Below are 21923 nucleotides of genomic sequence, written 5' to 3'. Positions count from 1 at the left end.
GTCACCGTCACCTGTCCCGGACCCGCCGAGATCGGCTGCCTCATGGGCCCGAGCTTCCTCGGACCAGGACGTTGCGGTCACTCCATACCCCCGATGAATCCGTCAGGCGATGCCGAGATCAGCTCTCGGCGCCACCGAACTCGCGCTCCAGCGACGCACGCTGGTTGGCTCCGAGACCCCGCACACGGCGGGACTCGGCGATACCGAGCCGCTCCATCAGCTGCTTGGCGCGGACCTTGCCCACGCCGGGGAGCGACTCCAACAACGCCGACACCTTCATCTTGCCGATGACGTCGTCGGTCTGACCATCCTTCAGCACCTCAGCCAGAGAAATGGCGCCGTGCTTGAGCCGGTTCTTGACCTCGGCACGCTCTCGGCGGGCCTTGGCAGCCTTTTCCAGGGCTGCGGCACGCTGCTCAGGGGTCAGGGGAGGAAGAGCCACGCCGGGTCACCTCGAATTTCTGTCGATGTACTCGGACGGGAAGGGAAACTAGCTGGTCATTGACCTTCAAGCAACGTCAAGAGCGGTTTCTCTGCTTACAAAATCTACTTCATCACTCTCTGCGACGGGCAAAATGCGCGTTGTAGATCAAAAGGCCCCCACCACCACCCTTTCAGGGGGTGGTGATCTTGCGCCTCAGCGCAGCCGCTATTGTTGCCGCAGCGGCACCCGGATCGGCGGACGCGGTGATCGGACGCCCGATCACGAGGAGGTCCGCGCCGTCGGCGAGCGCCTGTTCGGGGGTGGCGACGCGTGCCTGATCCTGGGCATCGGCCCCGGCGAGGCGGACGCCGGGAGTGATCAGCGTGATGTCCGGCCCGACCTCGGCGCGCACCCCCGCGACCTCACGCGGCGAGCAGACCAGGGCGCGGGCTCCCGCGCCCACGGCCAGGACGGCCAGACGGCGCACGGCGTCCTCGGCCGGGCCGTTCAGACCGATCCGGCCGAGATCGGCCTCTGAGAGCGACGTGAGGACCGTCACGGCCGCGATCTGGGTGTTGGGGGCCGCCTCGACGGCCGCCTCGATCATCGCCGCACCGCCCGCGGCGTGCACGGTGAGAATGGCGGGCCTGAGCCGGGAAACGGCCTTGGCCGCGCCGGCGACGGTGTTGGGGATGTCGTGGAGCTTGAGGTCGAGGAAGACCCTGACGCCGCTGGCGCCGCGCACCGAGGCGATGACGTCGGGGCCGTAGCGGAGGTAGAGCTCGAGGCCGACCTTGACCGTGCTGACGTGAGGTGTCACCAGGCTCGCCCAGCGGGCCGCGGTCTCCAGGTCGGGTGCGTCCAGCGCGACTGCGATCGGAGCGGGTGTCACAGAGAACTCTCCTCCATATCCGTGGTGTCCGCACGCGACCGGGCGTTTCCCGGCGGGCGGTGCGCGAGGCCGACCGCGTCGGCGAGGCGCTGGAACCCGCGCGCCTGCAGGAGCTCCTCAAGCTCGCGCAGGATGCGCAGGCACGCGTGGGGGTCGTGGAACAGTGCCGTGCCGACACCGACCACGCAGGCGCCCGCGAGGACCATCTCGAAGGCGTCCCTGCCGGTAAGCACACCGCCGACGCCGATGATGGGGACGCCGGGCAGCGCCGCGTGCACCTGCCACACACAGCGCACCGCCAGCGGGCGTACGGCGGGGCCGGAGAGGCCGCCGGACACGGCCGCGAGCGAGGGGCGCAGGGTCTCGGTGTCGATGCTCATGCCGAGCGGGCTGTTGATCAGGGAGAGGGCGTCGGCGCCGCCCTCGACGCAGGCCCTGGCCACCGAGACCACGTCCGCCACGTCGGGGGACAGCTTGGCCACCACCGGGACGTCGTAGCGCATCAGGGTGCGCACGGAGGAGATCACCTCCGCGGCCGAGGCGCCGTCGCGGGCGAAGACCCGGCCGCGGTCCTCCATGTTGGGACAGGCGAGATTGACCTCGACGGCGGTGACCCCGGGCGCGTCGGTCAGCCTGCGGGCGAGCGCGCCGTACTCGGCTACGGTGCCGCCGCCGATCGACACGATCGTGCGCACGCCCCGCTGGGCCAGCCAGGGCAGGTCGCGTTCGAGGAAGGCGTCGATGCCCGGCCCCTGCAGGCCGATGGCGTTGAGCATGCCCGAGGGCGTCTCGGCCATCCGCGGCGTGGGGCGTCCGGCGCGCGGGGCCATCGTGATCGACCTGGTGACGAGCGCGCCGATTCGGTTGAGGTCGAAGAACTGGGCCAGTTCCCGGCCCGAGGACGCGCATCCGGCTGCCGTCGTCATCGGGTTGGCCAGTTCCACATGCGCCAGATAAGTCCGCATATCAACTGACATGTCGAGCTCCCCCACCCGGCGAGCCCGGTGCCCCCAGCGCGTCGAACGGGATCGTTCCGACGTCCTCGAACCTGACCCGCTCGCCGCGGAAGACCGGGCCCTCCGAGCACGCCCGCACCATGCGGGTCACCCCGTCGTCACCGATCACCGGCAGCACGCACGTCATGCACGTGCCGATGCCGCACGCCATGGCCTCCTCGACGGCCACCTGCACCGGAATGTCGAACTCCACGGACACCGCGGTCACCCCGCGGAGCATCGCCATCGGCCCGCACGCGTAGACCACGTCGGCGCGCGCGTCGGCGATCACTCCCGGCAGCACGTCGGTCACCCTGCCCCGCACCCCCAGCGAGCCGTCCTCCGTGGTGAGCGTGGTGGTCTCGCCCATCCTGCGGGCCCGCATCGCGCCGAAGACCCGGTCGGCCGAGGCCGCGCCGAGCACGAAGTCGATCCGGCAGCCGCGCTGCAGCAGCGCGTCGGCCAGCCCGAACAACATGGCCGAGCCGTACTCGCCGCCGACCAGCACGCACGTGACCGGGTCACGCGGCAGCGGGAACGGGCGGCCGAGCGGGCCGACCAGGTCGAGCGTGTCGCGGGCCCGGCGCTCGGCCAGCCAGGCGGTGCCCGGCCCGCGCACGGTGAAGACGAACTCCACCGTGCCGCCGTAGTCGGGCTTGACGTCGTGGACCGAGAAGGCACGGCGGGTGAGCATCGACGACTGCGGCCCGCCGACGGCCAGGGCCACGAAATGCCCTGGCCGGAAGGGCTCGGCGATGCCGGGCGCCACCACGGTCAGCGCATGGTAGGCGTCGACCCGGCGCGTGGTCAGCACCGTGCCCGTCACCTGTACCGGGGTGGCAGCCAGTCTCCATCACCTCCGCTGAGCCGTCATCGGTCGCGCAGCGCCCGTGCGTGCTCCTGGAGGGACCGTACGCCCACCTCGCCCCGAACGATGGCCTGGACCCCCTGAACGGCCGCGGCGAGTCCTTGAACGGTCGTGATGCACGGAACCCCGCGGAGCACGGCGGCCGTCCGGATCTCGTAGCCGTCGAGGCGCGGACCGGCCTGGCCCGGGCTGCCGAAGGGCGTGTTCACGATGAGATCCACCTGACCGTCCAGAACGCGCTGGACGATGGTCGGCTCTCCGTCCGGACTCGTTCCCTCGCTGTGCTTGCGCACGATCTTGGCATGCACGCCGTTCCTGCGCAGCACCTCCGCGGTCCCCTGGGTGGCCAGGATCTCGAAGCCGAGGTCGGCCAGCGCCTTCACCGGGAAGATCATCGCTCGTTTGTCCCGGTTGGCGACCGAGACGAACGCCCGCCCCTTGGTGGGCAGCGAGCCGTACGCCGCGGCCTGGGACTTGGCGAACGCGGTGCCGAAGACCGCGTCGATGCCCATCACCTCACCGGTGGAGCGCATCTCCGGGCCGAGCACGATGTCGACCCCGCGGAACCGGTTGAAGGGCAGCACGGCCTCCTTGACCGCGATCGGCGCGTCGAGCGGCAGCGTGCCGCCGTCTCCGGTGGCCGGCAGCATGCCCTCCGCGCGCAGGTCGCGGATCGTCGCGCCCATCATCACCCTGGCCGCCGCCTTGGCCAGCGGCACCGCCGTGGCCTTGGACACGAACGGCACGGTACGGCTGGCACGGGGGTTGGCCTCCAGGACGTAGAGGACGCCGGAGGACATGGCGTACTGCACGTTGAGCAGCCCGCGGACCCCCACCCCGCTCGCGATGGCCTCGGTCGCGGCGCGGATGTTCGTGATGTCGGCCGAGCCGAGCGTGATCGGCGGCAGCGCGCACGCCGAGTCGCCCGAGTGGATGCCGGCCTCCTCGATGTGCTCCATGACGCCACCGAGGTAGAGCTCCTCGCCGTCGTAGAGCGCGTCGACGTCGATCTCGATGGACTCGTCGAGGAACTTGTCGATCAGCACCGGATGGTCGCTGGCCGCCCCCGCCCGCTCCATGTAGGTGGTGAGGGTCTCCTCGTCGTAGACGATCGCCATGCCGGCGCCGCCCAGCACGTAGGAGGGCCGCACGAGCACCGGGAAGCCGATCTCGGCGGCGATCGCCAGCGCCTCCTCCACGGTCACGGCGGTGCCGTTCCGGGGCGCGGGCAGCCCGGCCTCGGTGAGCACGCCGCCGAACGCGCCGCGGTCCTCGGCGAGGTGGATGGACTCCGGCGAGGTGCCGACGATCGGCACCCCCGCGTCCTTCAGCGCCTGGGCGAGCCCGAGCGGCGTCTGCCCGCCGAGCTGCACGATGACCCCGGCGATCGGCCCGGACTGCTGCTCGGCGTGGATGACCTCCAGGACGTCTTCCAGGGTGAGCGGCTCGAAGTAGAGCCGGTCGGAGGTGTCGTAGTCAGTCGAGACCGTCTCGGGGTTGCAGTTGACCATGACGGTCTCGAACCCGGCGGCCGACAGCTCGAAGGAGGCGTGCACGCACGCGTAGTCGAACTCGATGCCCTGCCCGATCCGGTTCGGCCCGCTGCCCAGGATGATGACCTTGGGCCGTTCGCCGGCCGGGACCTCGTTCTCCTCGTCGTAGGTGGAGTAGAGGTAGGGCGTCTGGGCGGCGAACTCGGCGGCGCAGGTGTCGACGGTGTTGTAGACGGGCCGCACGCCGAGCGCGTGCCGCAGGTCGCGGACCCGCGACTCGCCCATGTCGCGCAACTCGCCGATCTGGGCGTCGCTGAAGCCGAGCCGCTTGACCGCGACGAGCGCCTCGGGGCTGAGGTCCGGCTGGTCGCGCAGGTCGCGGGCGGCCTCGTCGATGAGGAAGAGCTGGTCGAGGAACCAGGGGTCGATCGCGGTGGCCTCGAACAGCTCCGCGGGGGTCGCGCCGGCCCGGATGGCGAGCATCACGACGTTCAGCCGGCCGTCGTGCGGCACGCTGGCGGCCGCCAGCAGGTCGGGCAGGGAACCGGGGTCGCCCGCCCAGGTGAACGACGACCCCTTCTTCTCCAGCGAGCGCAGGGCCTTCTGCAGCGCCTCGGGGAAGGACCGGCCGATGGCCATGGCCTCGCCGACCGACTTCATGTGGGTGGTGAGGGTCTGGTCGGCGCCGCGGAACTTCTCGAACGCGAAGCGGGGGATCTTGACCACGACGTAGTCGAGCGAGGGCTCGAAGGACGCGGGGGTCTCCCGGGTGATGTCGTTGGGGATCTCGTCGAGGGTGTAGCCGATGGCGAGCTTCGCCGCGATCTTGGCGATCGGGAAGCCGGTGGCCTTGGAGGCCAGCGCCGAGGATCGGGACACCCGGGGGTTCATCTCGATCACGATCATGCGCCCGGTGACGGGGTCGATCGCGAACTGGATGTTGCAGCCGCCGGTGTCGACGCCGACCTCGCGGATGACCGCGATGGCCACGTCGCGCATGTTCTGGTATTCGCGGTCGGTCAGGGTCATCGCGGGCGCCACGGTGATGCTGTCGCCGGTGTGCACGCCCATCGGGTCGAGGTTCTCGATGGAGCACACGATGACGACGTTGTCGGCCTGGTCGCGCATGACCTCCAGCTCGTACTCCTTCCAGCCGAGGATGGACTCCTCCAGGAGCACCTCGGTGGTCGGCGAGGCGTCGAGGCCCGCGCCGGCGATCCTGCGCAACTCCTCCGCGTCGTGGGCGAACCCGGAGCCGACCCCGCCCATCGTGAAGGAGGGCCGGACGACCACCGGGTAGCCCAGCTCGCCCGCGGCGGCGAGACAGTCGTCCATCGTGCGGCAGATCGCGCTGCGCGCCGACTCGGCGTTGAAGCCGTGCCGGGCCGCGACCTTGGCGACGATCTCCTTGAACAGCTCGCGGTTCTCGCCCGCCTGGATCGCGTCGACGTCGGCGCCGATCAGCTCCACGTCGTAGCGCTCCAGCACCCCGGCCTCGTGCAGCGCGATGGCGGTGTTCAGGGCGGTCTGGCCGCCGAGGGTGGGCAGCAGCGCGTCGGGGCGCTCCTTGGCAATGATCTTCTCGACGATGTCAGGGGTGATCGGCTCGACGTACGTCGCGTCCGCGAACTCGGGGTCCGTCATGATCGTCGCCGGGTTGCTGTTGACGAGGATCACGCGGAAGCCCTCCGCGCGCAGCACACGGCACGCCTGGGTCCCCGAATAGTCGAACTCGCACGCCTGCCCGATCACGATCGGCCCCGAACCGATCACCATGACCGATCGGATGTCACTCCGCTTAGGCACGCTTGCTACCTTCCATCAGAGAGCAGAACTCGTCGAACAGGCCCGCGGCGTCATGTGGCCCCGCGGCGGCCTCAGGGTGGTACTGCACGCTGAAGGCCGGGTAGTCGAGCAGCCGGAGCCCCTCGACGCAGTCGTCGTTGAGGTTGACGTGGCTGACCTCCGCCCTGCCGTACTGCGTGTCGAAGGGCCCCTCGAGCGGAGCCTGTACGGCGAAGCCGTGGTTGTGCGCGGAGATGTCGACCTTTCCGGTCCGCCGGTCCTGGACGGGCTGGTTGACGCCCCGATGGCCGTAGCGGAGCTTGTAGGTGCCCAGACCGAGGGCGCGCCCGAAGATCTGGTTGCCGAAGCAGATGCCGAAGAACGGCGTGCCCGCGGCGAGCACGCCCTGCAGCGCCTTCACCGCGGCGTCGGCCGTCGCCGGGTCGCCGGGACCGTTGGAGAAGAACACCCCGTCGGGGGCGATCGCCAGGATCTCCTCCGTGGTGGACCACGCGGGCAGCACGTGCACCTCGCAGCCGCGCTGAGCCATCCGCTGCGGGGTCATGGCCTTGATGCCGAGGTCGACCGCCGCGACCTTGAACCGCCGCTCGCCCTCGGCGGGCACGATGTACGGCTCGCGGGTGGAGACCTCGGCGGCCAGGTCGGCCCCGACCATGGCGGGCGATCGCCGGACCCGGTCGAGGAGCTCCTCGACCGGCGGCAGCGCGTCGCCGGAGAAGATCCCGGCGCGCATCGCCCCGCGCTCGCGCAGGTGCCGGGTGAGCGCCCGGGTGCCGGGCATCGCGATGCCGACGACGCCCTGGTCCTTCAGGTAGTCGGCCAGGCTCCGGGTGGAACGCCAGCTCGACGGGACGCGGGAGGGCTCGCGGACGACGTAGCCGGCGACCCAGACCCGGGAGGACTCGGGGTCGTCCTCGTTGACCCCGGTGTTGCCGATGTGGGGGGCGGTCATCGCGACGATCTGCCGGTGGTACGAGGGGTCGGTGAGGGTCTCCTGGTAACCGGTCATACCGGTGTTGAAGACCATCTCCCCGAAGGTCTCGCCCTGCGCGCCGTAAGCGGTGCCGTGGAAGACGCGGCCGTCTTCGAGTACCAGAATCGCGTTCAAGCGAGCTTCCCTTCCAGGACGGTCGGCCTGCCGCGCAGGAATGTGGCCACGACCCGGCCGGGCAGTGACAGGCCTTCGTACGGGGTGTTGCGGCTCTTGGAGGCGAACCCGTGGGGCTCGACCGGCACCCTCGGGACGGGGTCGTAGAGCACGATGCTCGCGGTGGAGCCGGCCGCGAGCGGCATGCCGTGGCCTTCGACGCGGCCGATCCGCGCCGGGCGGGCCGACATGCGGTCGGCGACTCCGGCCCAGTCGAGCAGCCCGGTCTCGACCATGGACTCCTGGACCACGGACAGCGCCGTCTCCAGGCCGATCATGCCCATGGCCGCCGCCCCCCACTCGGACTCCTTGTCCTCCACGGGGTGCGGGGCGTGGTCGGTGGCGACGCAGTCGATGGTGCCGTCGGCCAGCGCCTCCCGCAGCGCCCGGACGTCGTCGGCCGTGCGCAGGGGCGGGTTGACCTTGTAGATCGGGTTGTAGGAGCCGACCGGGGAGTTTTCGATGAGGTCGTCGGTGAGCAGGAGGTGGTGCGGGGTCACCTCGGCGGTGACGTTCCAGCCCTTGGACTTGGCCCAGCGGATTATCTCCACGGAGCCGGCCGTCGAGACGTGGCAGATGTGCAGCCGGGACCCGACGTGCGCGGCGAGCAGGCAGTCACGGGCGATGATCGCCTCCTCGGCGACCGCCGGCCAGCCGGTGAGCCCGAGGCGGCCGGAGACCGCCCCCTCGTTCATCTGGGCGGCCTCGGTGAGCCTGGGCTCCTGGGCGTGCTGGGCGATCACGCCGTCGAACGCCTTGACGTACTCCAGCGCGCGGCGCATCAGCACCGCGTCGGAGACGCACTTGCCGTCGTCGGAGAAGACCCGGACCCTGGCGGCCGAGTCGGCCATCGCGCCGAGTTCGGCGAGCCGCTCGCCGCCGAGGCCCACGGTCACCGCCCCGACCGGCCGGACGTCGCAGACCCCGGTCTCCTGGCCGAGCCGCCAGACCTGCTCGACGACACCCGCGGTGTCGGCGACCGGCGAGGTGTTGGCCATGGCGTGCACCGCGGTGAACCCGCCGAGGGCGGCGGCGCGGGTGCCCGACTCGACGGTCTCCGCGTCCTCCCTGCCGGGCTCGCGCAGGTGGGTGTGCAGGTCGACCAGCCCGGGGAGGGCGATCAGGCCGGTGGCGTCGATCTCCACGCCGCCCGACAGGCCGGTGCCGATCTCGGTGATGACGCCGTCGCGGAGCTGGATGTCCGCCGGGTCGCCGCCGAGGATCCGCGCGTTCTTGATCAGATAGGTCACAGGGTCTCTCCCCCGAGCAGCAGGTACAGGACGGCCATCCGGATGGTGACGCCGTTGGCCACCTGCTCCACGATCGTCGAGCGGGCGCTGTCGGCGACGTCGGCGGCGATCTCCATGCCGCGGTTCATCGGCCCGGGGTGCATCACGATCGCCTCCTCCGGCATCTTGGCCAGGCGGTCGCGGTCGAGGCCGTAGCGGCGGCTGTACTCGCGGGCGCTGGGGAAGAAGGCGGCGTTCATCCGCTCCGTCTGCACCCGCAGCATCATCACGACGTCGGACTTCGGCAGCACCGAGTCGAGGTCGTAGGAGACCTCGCACGGCCAGGACTCGACGGTGACCGGCAGCAGGGTAGGCGGCGCGACCAGCGTGACCTCCGCGCCCAGGGTGCGCAGCAGCAGCACGTTGGACCTGGCCACCCGGCTGTGCAGCACGTCGCCGACGATGGTGACCCTGCGGCCCTCCAGGGTCGAAAGGCGGCGGCGCATGGTGAACGCGTCGAGCAGGGCCTGCGTCGGGTGCTCGTGGGTGCCGTCGCCCGCGTTGACGATGCTGCCGTCGACCCAGCTCGCCAGCCGGTGCGGCGCACCGGACGCGCCGTGCCTGATGACCACCGCGTCGGCGCCCATGGCCTGCAGGGTGAGCGCGGTGTCCTTCAGGCTCTCGCCCTTGGAGACGCTGGAGCCCTTGGCCGAGAAGTTGATGACGTCCGCGGACAGTCTCTTGGCCGCGGCCTCGAAGGAGATCCGGGTGCGCGTGGAGTCCTCGAAGAAGAGGTTCACCACGGTACGGCCGCGCAGCGTGGGCAGCTTCTTGATGGAACGGTCGGAGACCCTCGCCAGCTCGTCGGCGGTGTCGAGGATGAGGAGCGCGTCGTCCCTGCTCAGGTCGGCGGCCGAGATGAGGTGCCGGTTCACTGGCCGGCCCCCTTGATCAGGACGACGGCCTCGCGCCCGTCCGTCTCCTCCAGGTAGACCTTCACCTGCTCGCTCTTGGCGGTCGGCAGGTTCTTGCCGACGTAGTCGGCGCGGATGGGCAGCTCGCGGTGGCCGCGGTCGACGAGAGTCGCGAGCTGGACGGCCCTGGGACGGCCGACGTCGCCGAGCGCGTCGAGCGCGGCGCGCACGGTGCGCCCGGAGAACAGCACGTCGTCGACGAGGACGACGGTCCTGTCGTCGATGCCGTCGGGCGGCACCTCGGTGCGGCCGAGCGGGCGGGCGGGGCGCAGGCGCAGGTCGTCGCGGTACATGGTGATGTCGAGGGAGCCGACGGGGACCTTGATTCCTTCGAACTGGGCGATCCGCTCCCCCAGCCGGTAGGCGAGCGGGGTGCCGCGGGTGGGGATGCCGAGCAGGACGATGTCGCCCGCTCCCTTGGTGCGTTCGATGATCTCGTGCGCGATTCTGGTCAGCGCACGGTTGATGTCAGGTCCCTCAAGTACGGCCCGGGTGTGCGTGCGGGCGTCGGTCATGGAACGGTCACCACCTTTCCCGCCTCACTGGACGGGTCTTAAAAGGGTGTCGGGCTCCCTCACACTAGCAGCAGCGCTCCGCTGCGGCTCGCCGCCCCACCAGCGGAGATGCGGCCACGCGGACGCGACATCGGGCGTTTGGCGGCCGGACGCGGCGGGGACGCTTGTCTGATCGGGGCGCCCAGGTCTTTGCATGTACGGAAGACCACCTGTTGGGAGGACATATGGCGTTTCATGTTGATTCAGAGGTGGGCAAGTTGCATCGCGTACTGGTGCACAAGCCCGACCTCGCGCTCAAACGCCTGACACCCACCAACAAGGACGGCCTGCTCTTCGACGACGTGCTCTGGGTCCAGCGGGCGCTGGAGGAGCACGAGGAGTGGCAGCGCACCCTGCGCGACCGCGGCGTGGCCGTACACCTGCTCGCCGACCTGCTGCGGGAGACCGTCGAGATCCCCGAGGCGCGCAAGCACATCCTGGACAAGATCGTGGACGAGCGGTGGTTCGGCCCGCTGGCCACCGACTCCATCCGCAACACGCTCGACGCGATGGACGACCGGACGCTGCAGGCGCACCTGACGGGCGGCATCACCAAGCGCGAGATCCTCGACCGCGGCTGCGACCCCAAGAGCCTCGCCTTCCACACGCTCGACCTCGACGACTTCATCCTGCAGCCGCTGCCCAACCACCTGTTCACCCGGGACACCTCCTGCTGGATCTACGACGGGGTCTCGATCAACGCGATGCGCAGGAAGGCGCGCAAGAACGAGACCGTCAACATGGAGGCCGTCTACCGCTGGCACCCGCTGTTCACCGCCGGCTACGACTCCCGCGCGGACGGCGGCTTCCACGTGTGGAACCCCGGCACGGCGACCGCCCCCGCCACCATCGAGGGCGGCGACGTGCTGGTCATCGGCAAGGGCTCGGTCCTGATCGGAATGAGCGAGCGCACCCAGCCGCAGGCGGTGGAAATGGTCGCGCGCAACCTCTTCGCGTCCGGCTCCGCACGGCGGATCGTGGCGCTCAGCCTGCCGCACGCCAGGGCGTTCATGCACCTGGACACGGTCATGACGATGGTCGACGTCGGCCGGTTCACCAAGTACGCCGGGCTCGGCATGCTGCCGAGTTACACCATCGAGCCGGGAGACAACGAGAAGGAGCTCAAGGTCACCGACCATCCGCCCGAGGACATGCACGGAGCGATCGCGCGGGCGCTCGACCTCGACTCCATCGAGGTCCTCACCCCGAAGCAGGACGTGCACGCCGCCGAACGCGAGCAGTGGGACGACGGCTGCAACGTGCTGGCGGTCGAGCCCGGCGTGGTGATCGCCTACGAGCGCAACACCACCACCAACAACTTCCTGCGCGCCAACGGCGTGGAGGTCATCACCATCAGGGGCAGCGAACTCGGCAGGGGGCGCGGCGGCCCGCGCTGCATGAGCTGCCCGCTGGAACGCGACGGCGGCTGACCCGTGCGCCCGCCGACGACCTTCGTAGACGGCGCCCCATCCGGACGGGGCGCCGTTTCACCTGTTCTTTGGAACGGTCCAAACAGGCCGGACAGAGGGACCATGCCACCCGTGCGAAGCGCCCGGCCGATGCCGTACGGCATGGCCGTGCCGAACGGCATGGCCGCACCGTACGACATGGCCGCGCCGAACGGCATGGCCGCGCCGGCGGTGGGAACGCCGCGGGGCGGCCCGGCACCGGCGAGCACGCCGTGAGCGGCTGGCGGCAGCTGTTCCGCACCAAGCCGGCCGAGGAGCTCATCGCCGAGGGCGGCCACGGCGAGGGCGGCGACCTGCGACGGTCGATGTCGCTCACCCAGCTCACCCTCTTCAGCGTGGGCGCGACGCTCGGCACCGGCATCTTCGTCATCCTCGGCGAGGCCGCCCCGCTGGCCGGGCCCGCCGTCATCCTCTCGTTCGTGCTGGCGGCGGTCACCGCGCTCTTCTCCGCCCTGTCCTACGCCGAGCTCGCCGGGACGATCCCGGTCTCCGGATCGTCCTACTCCTACGCCTACGCCACGCTCGGGGAACTGGTGGCGTGGGTCTGCGGGTGGTGCCTGCTGCTGGAGTACGCGGTCTCGGTGTCCGCGGTCGCGGTCGGCTGGGGGCAGTACCTCAACGAGTTCCTCCGCCAGCTGTCCGGATTCAGCATCCCCGAGGTCATCGCCGGCCCGCCGGGCTCGGGAGGCGTGGTCAACATCCCGGCCATCACGGTGGTCCTGATCGCCACCTTCCTGCTGCTGCGCGGCGCCTCGGAGAGCGCCAGGGCCAACACCGTCATGGTGTTCATCAAGATCGGCGTGCTGCTCTTCTTCTGCGTGATCGCCTTCACCGCGTTCGACTCGGGGAACCTCACCCCGTTCGCCCCGCTCGGCGCGGCGGGCATCAGCGCCGCGGGCGCGAAGGTCTTCTTCTCCTACATCGGCTTCGACGCGGCCTCGACCGCGGGCGAGGAGGCCAAGAACCCCCGCCGCGACCTGCCGCTGGCCATCCTGCTGTCGCTGCTCATCGTCACGGTGATCTACGTGCTCGTCGCGCTGGCCGCGGTGGGCGCGATGCCATGGCAGGAGCTGGCGGGCTCCGAGGCGTCGCTCGCAAAGGTCCTGGAGACCGCCACGAACTCCACCTGGCCCTCGATCATCCTCTCGGTGGGGGCCGTGGTCGCCATCACCAGCGTGGTCCTGACCGTCCTGTACGGCCAGACCCGCATCCTGTTCGCCATGTCGCGCGACGGGCTGATCCCGAAGATCTTCCAGAAGGTCAGCCCGCGCCGCCAGGTCCCCGCGGCGAACACCATCCTGGTCAGCGTCTTCGTCGCGCTGCTCGCCGGGCTGGTGCCGCTCGGGCGGCTGGCCGACGCGACCAGCATCGGGACCTTGTTCGCCTTCGCCGTGGTCAACGTGGGTGTGATCGTGCTCCGCCGTACCAAGCCCGGACTGTCCCGTGCGTTCCGCACGCCGTTCTTTCCGGTCACGCCGATCCTGGGCGTGGCGTTCTGCCTGTTCCTGATGGTCAGGCTCGACCGGGCGACGTGGGTGGTGTTCCTCGGGTGGATGGCGGCCGGGCTCGTCGCCTACTTCGCCTACGGCTTCCGGCGTTCCCGGCTGGCCGAACCGCGGACGTCGGCGGGGGAGGCCGGATGAAGCTCGCGCACGTCCTCACGGGGTACACCGCCGACCGGGGCGGCCGGGACGCGCTGGCGCTGAGCGTGCTGGTGGCGCGTTCGGGCGACTGCTCGCTCACCGTGGCCCACATCCGGCCGCCGGGGTGGGGCCCGCCGTCTCCGGGGCGCGTCGACGCCGAGTGGACCAGGTTCGTACAGGATCGGGCGATGGCGACGCTGACGGAGGCGGCCGAGCTGGCGGAGGCGGCCGGGGTCGCCGAGCCGGACCGGGTCGTCGCGATCGAACGGGGCAGCGGCAGGGGCCTGGCCACGGTGGCCAGGAAGTCAGGCGCCGACGTCATCGTCATCGGCTCGCCACCGCGCGGGGGACGGGGTCGCGTCACCCTCGGCAGCACCGCCGACCAGCTCCTGCACTCCTCCCCGGTGCCCGTCGCGCTCGTCCCCCGCGGGTACGCCGAGGACGCGCCCGAGGCGCTCGACCGCTTCACGGTCGCCTACCGGCGGGAGCCGGGCTGCGACGCGGCCGTCAAGCTCGCCGCCGCAGCCGCGGGACGGCTCGGGTTGCGGCTGCGCCTGATCACGCTGATGATCCGGGGAGCCGGGCCGGCGGCGATCGAGGAGGAACTGCTGGCGCGGGTGCGCCGGCAGTACACCACCGACCTCAGGAACGCCGCCCGGGGGCCCCGGCGGCGCGGGGCGGTCGAGGTGGAGATCGCCGAGGGCAGGACCGTCGCCGCGGCGCTCGGCTCACTGGAGTGGCTGCCGGGCGAGCTGCTGATCTGCGGCTCCAGCCGGACGGGGCCGCTGCGGAGGGTGTTTCTCGGCGATACTTCCATGAAGATCGTCAGAGCCGCGCCACGCCCTGTTATGATCTTGCCGAGAGCACCCGCGGGCAGGATGCGAACCGGTAAATCCTGACCAGCGAGCGTTTTTCACGGTACAGGTGTGTTGTCCGAGGCGGTGGTCAAGCGGGTCGGATTCGGCATCTTTATTTCCAATCAGCTTGACCTTAGGCTTCCACCGCTTTACCGTCACTGTGCGTAACCATTTCTCGTGGCGTTCTGGGCCAAACCCCAGCGCAACGGTCACCGATGGTGCCTAACCCCGGGCACCCACCCCGGTGGTCTGGGCATATGCCACGAGGTAGCACAATCTAGTGAGAGCCGCACATAGAGAGCCGGGGGGCCACAGGATGCCGTCTGAGTATGCCAAGTCGCTGGGTACACGACTCCGTGCCATTCGCACCCAGCAGGGGCTGTCCCTGCACGGAGTTGAAGAGAAGTCTCGCGGCCGGTGGAAGGCCGTCGTCGTTGGCTCCTACGAGCGTGGTGACCGTGCCGTAACGGTGCAGAAGCTGGCGGAGCTCGCCGACTTCTACGGCGTGCCGGTTTCGGAACTGTTGCCGGGCGGTGCGGCGCCGAGCCCTCTTGGCCCGACGCCGAAGCTCGTGATCGACCTTGAGCGTCTTTCCCAGTTGCCGAAGGAGAAGGCGGGCGCGCTCGCTCGCTATGCCGCCACCATCCAGAGCCAGCGTGGCGACTACAACGGAAAAGTGCTCTCCATCAGGCAGGAAGACCTGCGTTCCCTGGCTGTGATCTACGACAAGTCGCCCACCGAGCTGACCGAGGAGCTGATCAGCTGGGGCGTGCTGGACGCCGAGGCGCGCCGCGCCGTCGAGTCCTTCTGACCCGGCGGGACCTGTGAGGGTGCGCCACGGCCCGGGGCGCACCCTTCGCCTTCCACGGGACACGTGAACGGCTTTCCGCCATGGTAGTAACGTCTGGGGCCGTCCCGGAGATCTTGCCGTTGGAGGGACTGGCCTGAGCGTGCGGTGGCACGAGAATCGGTAGGTATGACGCGGGCATCGAAGGGACGCAAGGACGGTCGTCGTCGCGGCCACCCTCCGGCGACCCATCGCGCCACCCCGTCCAAGACCCGCACGCTGTTGCTGGTACTGCCCTATCTGGTGATGGCCCTGGTCGTGGTGGCCGACTGGCAGGCCGGCCGTGGCGTCGGCCTCATCTCGCTGCTCGCGCTCGGCCCCGCCTTCGCCAGCGTCGCGTGTGACGTCCGCCGTACCGGCCTGGTCGGGGTCGTCGCCGTCGCGCTCTGCCTCTCGCTCTCCTTCTACAACGGGATCAGCCCGTTCCGCCTGCAGGTCGCGCTCATCGCCATCGTCGGGGTGACGTTCGCCAGCCTCGGCGCCAGCGCCGCCAGGGTGCGCCACGAGCGCCGGCTCGCCGACGTCCGCTCGGTCGCCGAGGCCGCCCAGCGGGTGCTGCTGCGGCCGGTGCCGCGCAGGGCGGGGCCCGGCCTCGGCGTCGCGGTCTCCTACACCTCGGCGGTGGCCGAGGCCCGGATCGGCGGCGACCTGTACGAGGTGGTGACCTCGCCCAGCGGCGGGGTCAGGATCATCGTGGGCGATGTGCAGGGCAAGGGCCTGGAGGCCGTCGAGACCGCCGCGATCGTGCTCGGCGCCTTCCGTGAGGCCGCCTACGACGAGCCCGACCTCCTGGGGGTGACCCACCGTCTGGAGAACGCGCTGGCCAGGCGGCTCAGCGGCGAGCAGTTCGTCACCGCGGTGCTCGCCGAGATCCTCGGCGAGGACGAGATCGCGATCCTCAACTGCGGGCATCCGCCGCCGCTGCTCATGCGGGCCGACGGCACCGCGGAGTTCGCCGAGCCCGCCGAGGAGACTCCCCCGCTGGGCCTGAGCTGGCTGAAGCCGGACGCCCCGGTGATTCACCGGGAGAGGTTCGTCGTCGGCGACCAGATCCTCTTCTACACCGACGGGATCGTCGAAGCCCGCGATCACGGCGGGGCCTTCTACCCGCTGACCGCACGCGTGGAGTTGCTCTCGGGGCCCGACCCGCAGGGGTCGCTCGACGCCCTGCGCGCCGACGTGCTCCGCCACGTGGGCAGGCCGCTCAGCGACGACGCCGCGATGCTCCTGCTCCGCCGGTCGCCGGTGCCCGCCCTCGAAGAGGCGGTCAGCCCGCGAGAGGAACCGTGACGGGCAGCGCGGGCTGCCCCGGGACGCCGAGGATCGTCTCGACCGTGACGACGAAGGTCTCGGCGTCGGCGATGAGCTCGTCGGCGTCGCGCGCGGACACCGTGCGCACCAGACCGGCCTCCGCCGCGGCGCGCTTGTCCGCGCTCACCGCGAAGTAGGCGGCCCACTCGGCGAGCCTGGGCTCGGCCTCCGGCAGCAGTTCCCACGCGCTGCGCAGCCGCCGCCGCCTGCCGTCCATCGGGCGGGGACGCGCGGCCAGGATCGCCGCGGCCGCCCGCAGGGCGGCCAGATGAGCCGAGACGTAGCGATCGGCCGGCGTGGGCGCGGACGCGGCCTGCGCCAGGCGGTCACGTGCGTCGGCAAGATGCGCCCTGGCAGCGGGCGACAACCGTGGGCCACTCAGATCGCTGAGCCGTGAGGTCATGCTGCAGCCTCCTTGGGTCGTGACGGCCCCCGGCGAATGAAGCCGGTGAGGCCACATTCGCAGAAGCCACCGACAATCCGGCTGGGCGGCCGGACGAGGAGCTTCCCCTCTCCCCGTCCGGCCGGACAGTGCCCACTCGTCTCCGCCGACGACGAGGACACCGCCCACCGCCCTGTGGAACGGGCCGCGAGTCCCGTTCGCACACCATCGAACATAAATTCGATCCGACAGCCTGTCAAGAGAACACACGAACACAGGTTCGATGGATCGGTCAGAGATCGCCGGGCAAAGCCCTGAGACACCGTTGATCGAGCTGTCCGGGCCGAGCGAGCGCGTCGTCCCGGACGACCGCCGCCGGCGCGCGAACCGGCCGCGGCGGCATCCCCGGGCCGGGTATGCCGGTGATCCATCCCCCGGACACGACTCAGGGCCGGCGCTTGATCGCGCCGGCCCTGAGTCCTTCGTCGTTCCCCGAAAACCGATACCCCCGAGTCAGCGGGCGAACTTGCCCTTCACGTGTACGGGAACGCCCTTGCCCACCATCCCGGGAAGGATTTCCGCGACGTGCATCGGCAGCCGGACGCACCCGTGGGAGGCGGGCGTGAGCGGCACCGACAACGCGCCGTGGAAGGCGATGCCACCGTTGAAGAAGACCGGGTTGTAGAGTTGCCCCAGGTAGGACTTGTGCCAGCCGTCCCTGCGCCAGGTGGTCTTGTAGTTGCCCGTCGGAGTGCGCGCGTCACCGCAGAAGCGCTGCGACTTGCCCTGCCACTCGGCGGTCTCGCAGTAGGGGATCCCGCTGCCGGAGGAGATGTGGCTGATCAGCTTCGCCTCGCCGCGCACGTAGAGCACCAGGACCTGCTTGGTGAGGTTGACCTCGACCCGCGTCCCCTTGCCCTTGGGCATCAGCACCTTCGGCGTCTCCGGGCTCTCCAGCGCGTTCCACGTCCTGGTGGCCACGGTGCTCGTCGGCTTGATCCCGTTGACCTTCTGGAAGGCCCACACGGCGACCAGCGTGCCCCCGCCGTACCGGCCGTCGATCTTGCCGGGGTGGTAGCCCAGTTCCTTCAGGCGCGTCTGGAGTCGCTTGACCACCGTGCCCTTGGCCCCGAGCTTGAGCGTCTTGCCGGGCGCGGTGAAGGGCGTCCCGACCGGCACCCCCGCGCCGACCGAGGTGACCCGAACTCCGGCGGGGTCGGCGCTCACGACGGGGACGGGCTCCACGCCCGCCGTCGCGCCGCCCGCGGAGAAGAACACGGCTCCAGCCGTCATCAGCGCAGCAATTCCCAGCTGCCGTACAGCCCCCACGGTCAAACCCTCCCCTTATTTCAATACTGCTCAAGACATCGAATTTTAGCGCAATGATCACTCATCGTCCGCAAAGGTCATCGATCTGTAATCAACTGCCCTATACCGTCAATGATTAGAGTGGTCCGGTGCCAGAAAAGTTGCATCCGAACGCCGTCAAGGTCGCCGCCGCCCTTCGTGAGCAGGGCGCCACCGGCGAGATCCTCGTCCTGACCGAGTCCGCCCCCACCGCGGCCGCGGCGGCCGCCCTGGTCGGCTGCGAGGTGGGGGCCATCGCGAACAGCCTGATCTTCGACGCCGACGGCGCCCCCCTGCTCGTGCTCACCAGCGGCGCCCACCGCGTGGACACCGGTCTCATCGCGCGCACGGTCGGCGCGGAGAAGGTACGGCGCGCGACGCCCGAGTTCGTCAGGGAGGCCACCGGCCAGCCGATCGGCGGCGTCGCGCCGGTGGGTCACCCGGCTCCGGTGCGCACCCTCGTGGACACCTGGCTGGGCAAGCACGAGGTGGTCTGGGCGGCCGGCGGCCACCCCCACACGGTGTTCCCCACGACCTTCGAGGAGCTGGTGCGCATCACCGGCGGGACCCCCGCCGAGGTGGAATGAGGCCGCTGGACCACCTGCTAGTGTGCGACGCGTGATCGGGCTGCGGCATGTCGGACCAGGCGAGTTCGAGGCATGCCTGGACTTGACGATCGACATCTACACCGCCGCCATGCGCCCGCCCGCGGACCAGCTCTCCGGCCGCAAGAGCATCATGCGCAACCACGCGACCTATCCCGAGTTCACCTGCGTGTTCGCCGAACGCCCCGACGGCGGCCTGGTGGGCTTCGCCTACGCGTTCCACGGCGCGGCCGGCCAGTGGTGGCACGACGTCATCCACCGGTCGATCAGCGAGCAGGCGGGCGAGGCGACCGCGCTCGGCTGGCTCTCCGACACCCTGGAGATCGCCGAGGTGCACGTGCACCCCGACTACCAGGACAAGGGCACCGGGCGGGCCATGCTGCACGCCCTGTGCGACGGGCGGCGCGAGCGCACCGCCGTGCTCTCCACCCATGACCAGCCCACCGCGGCCCGGCACCTCTACCACGCGCTGGGCTTCCGCGACCTGCTGACGCAGTTCGTCTTCCCGGGCGGCTACGAGCGCTACGCGATCGTCGGCGCCGTGCTGCCGCTGAGCGACCGCCCCGCCTGAGGACGGCTCAGGCCGGGCGGCAGAGGATCGGCATCGAGACCACCCGGTTCGCGCGGACGAACGAACCGGCCGAACATGAATCCGACCGGCCCATCGGGCAGCCGGACATGATGAGGGCGATGCCCGGGCCCATGACCCAGGTCAGCGGGTCCGTGAAGATGAGGCGGCCAGCGCGACCCCGGCGGAGACCCAGATGCCGTAGACCTCGGAGGCGATGGCGTCGGCCGGCATGCGTCACATCATGCGGACGCCCTTCCCGCTTCCGCGAGCAGGATGGTGGCGACGACCCCGAAAGAGCGGCCGCCGTCCGGGGACGGCGGCCGCTCAAGGGTTGATCGGGGCGCTAGGCGGTGGCGGGCCGGTCGAAGGCCGGCTGGATCTGTGAGAACACCTCTCGCGTGGCGCTCGACCGGTTGAAGGTGATGAAGTGGATGCCCGGCGCGCCCTCGTCGAGCAGCCGGCGGGACAGTTCGGCCGCGTGCTCGACGCCCAGGGCGCGAACGGCCGCCGGGTCGTCCTTGACGGCTTCGAAGCGCGCGGCGACGTCGGGCGGGAACGGCGCCCCCGAGAGCTGCTCGGAGCGGGCGATCGTGCTCATCTGGGTCACCGGCATGATGCCCGGGATGATCGGGGTGTCACAGCCCTGGGCGGCCACCCGGTCGCGCAGCCGGAGGAAGTCGTCGGCGCGGAAGAACATCTGGGTGATCGCGTAGTCGGCGCCGGAGCGGCACTTGCGCACCAGGTACTCGGTGTCGGACTCGATGGAGTCGGACCGCGGATGCTTGTAGGGGAAAGCGGCCACGCCCACGCAGAAGTCGCCCGACCGCCTGATCAGCTTGACCAGCTCCTCGGCGTAGAGGACGCCCTCCGGGTGCTGGACCCACTCCCCCATCGGGTCGCCGGGCGGGTCGCCCCGGACGGCGAGGATGTTGCGCACGCCCGCACCGGCGAACCTGCCGATGAGGTGGCGCAGCTCACTGACCGAGTGGTTGACCGCGGTGAAGTGGGCGACGGGGGTCAGCGTGGTCTCGTGCGCGACCCGCTCGACGATCTCCACGGTGCGGTCGCGGGTGGTGCCGCCCGCGCCGTAGGTGACGGAGACGAACGTCGGGCGCAACGCCTCCAGTTCTCTGATCGCACGCCACAGTTGCCGCTCCCCCTCCTCGGTCTTCGGCGGCATGAACTCGAAGGAGAACGACCTGCCACCATTCGCGAGCAGTTCGCGGACGGTGGGCACGCGTTCACGTTGGACGGACGAGCGACCCTCAGCCATGCACGAATCGTATCGGGCGTAAGGGAGGGAAAGCGAAAGAAGCATCCCCATGATCACCGAATTGGGTTCGGCGCAACGGCCATGCTGAATCTCCCCCGTCGTTCCCCGGCCGTTAATCTCATGGCATGACAACTTCCGCCACCCCGCTGGAGGACCTCCGCGCCGAGGTGGACCGTTCGCTCCGGAAGTTCCTCGACGGCCGGCGCCCGCTGATCGGCGAACCCGATCTGGCGCCGCTGCTGGCCGCCGCCGAGGACTTCCTGTCCGGCGGGAAGAGGCTGCGTCCCGCCTTCTGCTATTGGGGCTGGCACGCCGCGGGCGGCGACGCCGACCCCGCGATCTTCACCGCCGCCGCGTCCCTGGAGCTGCTGCAGGCGAGCGCGCTCATCCACGACGACGTGATGGACAAGAGCGATCTGCGCCGGGGGATGCCCGCCGCGCACCGCCGGTTCCAGGCGCTGCACGAGCGCTCCGGCTGGCAGGGGTCGGCCCGCCAGTTCGGTGAGGGGGCCGCGATCCTGCTCGGCAACCTGCTGCTGCTGTGGTCGGGAGAGATGTGGCGGACGAGCGGGCTGCCCGCCGAGTCCCTCGCGGCGGTGCAACCGCTCCACGACCACATGCGCAGCGAGCTGATGTGCGGGCAGTATCTCGACCTGCTGGAGCAGGCCCACGGCGAGAACACCTTCGACAGCGCCCTGCGGGTCGCCCTCTACAAGAGCGGCAAATACTCCGTCGAGCAGCCGCTCCGGCTGGGTCTGACCCTCGCCACGCGCACCGGCCGGCCGTGGATCGACCGCCTGTGCGCGGAGTACGGGCAGAAGGTCGGGATCGCCTTCCAGCTCCGCGACGACGTGCTCGGCGTGTTCGGCGACCCGGCGGAGACCGGCAAACCCGCGGGCGACGACCTGCGTGAGGGCAAGCGGACCATGCTGGTCGCCCGGACCCTCGCCGCCGCGGCTCCGGCGCAGGCTGCGGTCGTCCGCGAACTGCTCGGCGATCCCGAGCTGGACGCCGACGGCCTCGGCAGGCTCCGCACGATCATCGAGGACAGCGGAGCACTGGCCGCCTGCGAGGAAATGATCAAGCATTACCTCGAAGACGCCCTGCACGCGCTCGACCAGGCGCCGGTCACCCCGGACGCCCGCGACGCCCTCGCGGCCCTGGCCGTCGCCGCCACCTCACGCCGCACCTGACCGGGCGCACGCCACACGACGGCGGGGCGCCGAACGGCCCGGC

General features: G+C 70.6%; 21 protein-coding genes. 9 read left to right on the top strand and 12 right to left on the bottom strand.

Features of this window, described 5'->3' with window-relative positions; genetic code table 11:
- Positions 1–118 precede the first annotated feature (118 nt).
- The 9 genes from mihF to pyrR all read right to left on the bottom strand — a co-directional run bounded on the left by mihF (position 119) and on the right by pyrR (position 10343).
- A complete protein-coding gene (gene mihF / locus MBA17_RS03660) occupies positions 119–442 on the bottom strand; it encodes an integration host factor, actinobacterial type (RefSeq protein ID WP_238494780.1) in 324 nt (107 codons plus the stop codon).
- Between the two features lie 172 nt (positions 443–614).
- Positions 615–1316: an orotidine-5'-phosphate decarboxylase gene (gene pyrF / locus MBA17_RS03655; RefSeq protein ID WP_238494779.1), complete on the bottom strand. Its 702-nt coding sequence runs from the start codon at positions 1314–1316 to the stop codon at positions 615–617.
- The gene (locus MBA17_RS03650; protein ID WP_238494778.1) at positions 1313–2293 is read right to left on the bottom strand and encodes a dihydroorotate dehydrogenase; all 981 of its coding nucleotides are present in this window, start codon (positions 2291–2293) and stop codon (positions 1313–1315) included. Before MBA17_RS03650 ends, pyrF begins: the two co-directional genes overlap by 4 nt.
- Entirely contained in the window at positions 2283–3158 is an 876-nt protein-coding gene (locus MBA17_RS03645; protein ID WP_274384940.1) for a dihydroorotate dehydrogenase electron transfer subunit, read from the bottom strand. Before MBA17_RS03645 ends, MBA17_RS03650 begins: the two co-directional genes overlap by 11 nt.
- A 23-nt stretch (positions 3159–3181) precedes the next feature.
- Complete coding sequence (gene carB, locus MBA17_RS03640) at positions 3182–6478, bottom strand: carbamoyl-phosphate synthase large subunit (protein WP_238494776.1); 3297 nt, start codon at positions 6476–6478, stop codon at positions 3182–3184.
- The gene (gene carA / locus MBA17_RS03635) at positions 6471–7586 is read right to left on the bottom strand and encodes a glutamine-hydrolyzing carbamoyl-phosphate synthase small subunit (protein ID WP_238494775.1); all 1116 of its coding nucleotides are present in this window, start codon (positions 7584–7586) and stop codon (positions 6471–6473) included. The genes carB and carA overlap by 8 nt, the downstream gene beginning before the upstream one ends.
- Entirely contained in the window at positions 7583–8875 is a 1293-nt protein-coding gene (locus MBA17_RS03630) for a dihydroorotase (protein WP_238494774.1), read from the bottom strand. Before MBA17_RS03630 ends, carA begins: the two co-directional genes overlap by 4 nt.
- The gene (locus MBA17_RS03625; protein ID WP_238494773.1) at positions 8872–9789 is read right to left on the bottom strand and encodes an aspartate carbamoyltransferase catalytic subunit; all 918 of its coding nucleotides are present in this window, start codon (positions 9787–9789) and stop codon (positions 8872–8874) included. Before MBA17_RS03625 ends, MBA17_RS03630 begins: the two co-directional genes overlap by 4 nt.
- Positions 9786–10343, bottom strand: a complete 558-nt coding sequence (gene pyrR, locus MBA17_RS03620; RefSeq protein ID WP_238494772.1) for a bifunctional pyr operon transcriptional regulator/uracil phosphoribosyltransferase PyrR — start codon at positions 10341–10343, stop codon at positions 9786–9788. Before pyrR ends, MBA17_RS03625 begins: the two co-directional genes overlap by 4 nt.
- 224 nt (positions 10344–10567) lie before the next feature.
- Between pyrR and MBA17_RS03615 the strand changes: the two genes are divergently transcribed.
- The 6 genes from MBA17_RS03615 (at position 10568) to MBA17_RS03590 (ending at position 16488) form a co-directional block, all read left to right on the top strand.
- Positions 10568–11812, top strand: coding sequence for an arginine deiminase (locus MBA17_RS03615; RefSeq protein WP_238494771.1), 1245 nt, complete (start codon positions 10568–10570; stop codon positions 11810–11812).
- 111 nt (positions 11813–11923) lie between these two features.
- Positions 11924–12067: a hypothetical protein gene (locus MBA17_RS03610; protein WP_238494770.1), complete on the top strand. Its 144-nt coding sequence runs from the start codon at positions 11924–11926 to the stop codon at positions 12065–12067.
- The gene (locus tag MBA17_RS03605) at positions 12064–13494 is read left to right on the top strand and encodes an amino acid permease (protein ID WP_238494769.1); all 1431 of its coding nucleotides are present in this window, start codon (positions 12064–12066) and stop codon (positions 13492–13494) included. Before MBA17_RS03610 ends, MBA17_RS03605 begins: the two co-directional genes overlap by 4 nt.
- A complete protein-coding gene (locus tag MBA17_RS03600; RefSeq protein WP_238494768.1) occupies positions 13491–14393 on the top strand; it encodes a universal stress protein in 903 nt (300 codons plus the stop codon). The genes MBA17_RS03605 and MBA17_RS03600 overlap by 4 nt, the downstream gene beginning before the upstream one ends.
- A 274-nt stretch (positions 14394–14667) precedes the next feature.
- The gene (gene bldD, locus MBA17_RS03595; RefSeq protein WP_238494767.1) at positions 14668–15162 is read left to right on the top strand and encodes a transcriptional regulator BldD; all 495 of its coding nucleotides are present in this window, start codon (positions 14668–14670) and stop codon (positions 15160–15162) included.
- 165 nt (positions 15163–15327) lie between these two features.
- Entirely contained in the window at positions 15328–16488 is a 1161-nt protein-coding gene (locus MBA17_RS03590; RefSeq protein WP_238494766.1) for a PP2C family protein-serine/threonine phosphatase, read from the top strand.
- Here the strand turns inward: MBA17_RS03590 and MBA17_RS03585 are convergent.
- Together MBA17_RS03585 and MBA17_RS03580 are read right to left on the bottom strand one after the other, a co-directional pair.
- Positions 16466–16912, bottom strand: coding sequence for an SAV_6107 family HEPN domain-containing protein (locus MBA17_RS03585; RefSeq protein ID WP_238494765.1), 447 nt, complete (start codon positions 16910–16912; stop codon positions 16466–16468). The two genes, MBA17_RS03590 and MBA17_RS03585, sit on opposite strands and share 23 nt — an antisense overlap.
- Before the next feature lie 492 nt (positions 16913–17404).
- Entirely contained in the window at positions 17405–18184 is a 780-nt protein-coding gene (locus tag MBA17_RS03580) for a L,D-transpeptidase family protein (protein ID WP_238494764.1), read from the bottom strand.
- A gap of 164 nt (positions 18185–18348) precedes the next feature.
- Here MBA17_RS03580 and MBA17_RS03575 point away from each other — a divergent pair, with 164 nt between their 5' ends.
- Both MBA17_RS03575 and MBA17_RS03570 read left to right on the top strand, forming a co-directional pair.
- Positions 18349–18825 carry a YbaK/EbsC family protein gene (locus tag MBA17_RS03575; RefSeq protein ID WP_238494763.1) on the top strand — a complete coding sequence of 159 codons (477 nt, stop codon included), beginning with the start codon at positions 18349–18351 and terminating at the stop codon, positions 18823–18825.
- A gap of 31 nt (positions 18826–18856) precedes the next feature.
- The gene (locus MBA17_RS03570; RefSeq protein ID WP_238494762.1) at positions 18857–19414 is read left to right on the top strand and encodes a GNAT family N-acetyltransferase; all 558 of its coding nucleotides are present in this window, start codon (positions 18857–18859) and stop codon (positions 19412–19414) included.
- 343 nt (positions 19415–19757) lie between these two features.
- On the opposite strand, the gene metF is transcribed toward MBA17_RS03570, so the two are convergent.
- A complete protein-coding gene (gene metF, locus MBA17_RS03565) occupies positions 19758–20687 on the bottom strand; it encodes a methylenetetrahydrofolate reductase [NAD(P)H] (protein WP_238494761.1) in 930 nt (309 codons plus the stop codon).
- A 125-nt stretch (positions 20688–20812) separates the two neighbouring features.
- On the opposite strand from metF, the gene MBA17_RS03560 reads away from it, so the two are divergent.
- Positions 20813–21880 (top strand): polyprenyl synthetase family protein, encoded by a 1068-nt coding sequence (locus MBA17_RS03560; protein ID WP_238494760.1) that lies wholly within the window; start codon positions 20813–20815, stop codon positions 21878–21880.
- The last annotated feature ends 43 nt before the right edge of the window (positions 21881–21923 follow it).

Origin of the sequence: Dolomitihabitans soli (assembly GCF_022213955.1) — a bacterium.
GTDB classification, from domain to species: Bacteria; Actinomycetota; Actinomycetes; order Streptosporangiales; family Streptosporangiaceae; genus Streptosporangium_A; species Streptosporangium_A soli.
Note: the sequence above shows the minus strand (reverse complement) of the source record. Positions and strands in the feature narration are given on the sequence as shown.

What these genes read in the sequence shown, in the direction of transcription:
- MBA17_RS03585 (WP_238494765.1), bottom strand. Translation starts at nt 16,912, where the DNA reads ATGACCTCACGGCTCAGCGATCTGAGTGGCCCACGGTTGTCGCCCGCT.
- metF (WP_238494761.1), bottom strand. Translation starts at nt 20,687, where the DNA reads ATGGCTGAGGGTCGCTCGTCCGTCCAACGTGAACGCGTGCCCACCGTC.
- MBA17_RS03600 (WP_238494768.1), top strand. Translation starts at nt 13,491, where the DNA reads ATGAAGCTCGCGCACGTCCTCACGGGGTACACCGCCGACCGGGGCGGC.
- MBA17_RS03650 (WP_238494778.1), bottom strand. Translation starts at nt 2,293, where the DNA reads ATGTCAGTTGATATGCGGACTTATCTGGCGCATGTGGAACTGGCCAAC.
- MBA17_RS03580 (WP_238494764.1), bottom strand. Translation starts at nt 18,184, where the DNA reads ATGACGGCTGGAGCCGTGTTCTTCTCCGCGGGCGGCGCGACGGCGGGC.
- MBA17_RS03590 (WP_238494766.1), top strand. Translation starts at nt 15,328, where the DNA reads ATGACGCGGGCATCGAAGGGACGCAAGGACGGTCGTCGTCGCGGCCAC.
- bldD (WP_238494767.1), top strand. Translation starts at nt 14,668, where the DNA reads ATGCCGTCTGAGTATGCCAAGTCGCTGGGTACACGACTCCGTGCCATT.
- pyrR (WP_238494772.1), bottom strand. Translation starts at nt 10,343, where the DNA reads ATGACCGACGCCCGCACGCACACCCGGGCCGTACTTGAGGGACCTGAC.
- MBA17_RS03560 (WP_238494760.1), top strand. Translation starts at nt 20,813, where the DNA reads ATGACAACTTCCGCCACCCCGCTGGAGGACCTCCGCGCCGAGGTGGAC.
- MBA17_RS03615 (WP_238494771.1), top strand. Translation starts at nt 10,568, where the DNA reads ATGGCGTTTCATGTTGATTCAGAGGTGGGCAAGTTGCATCGCGTACTG.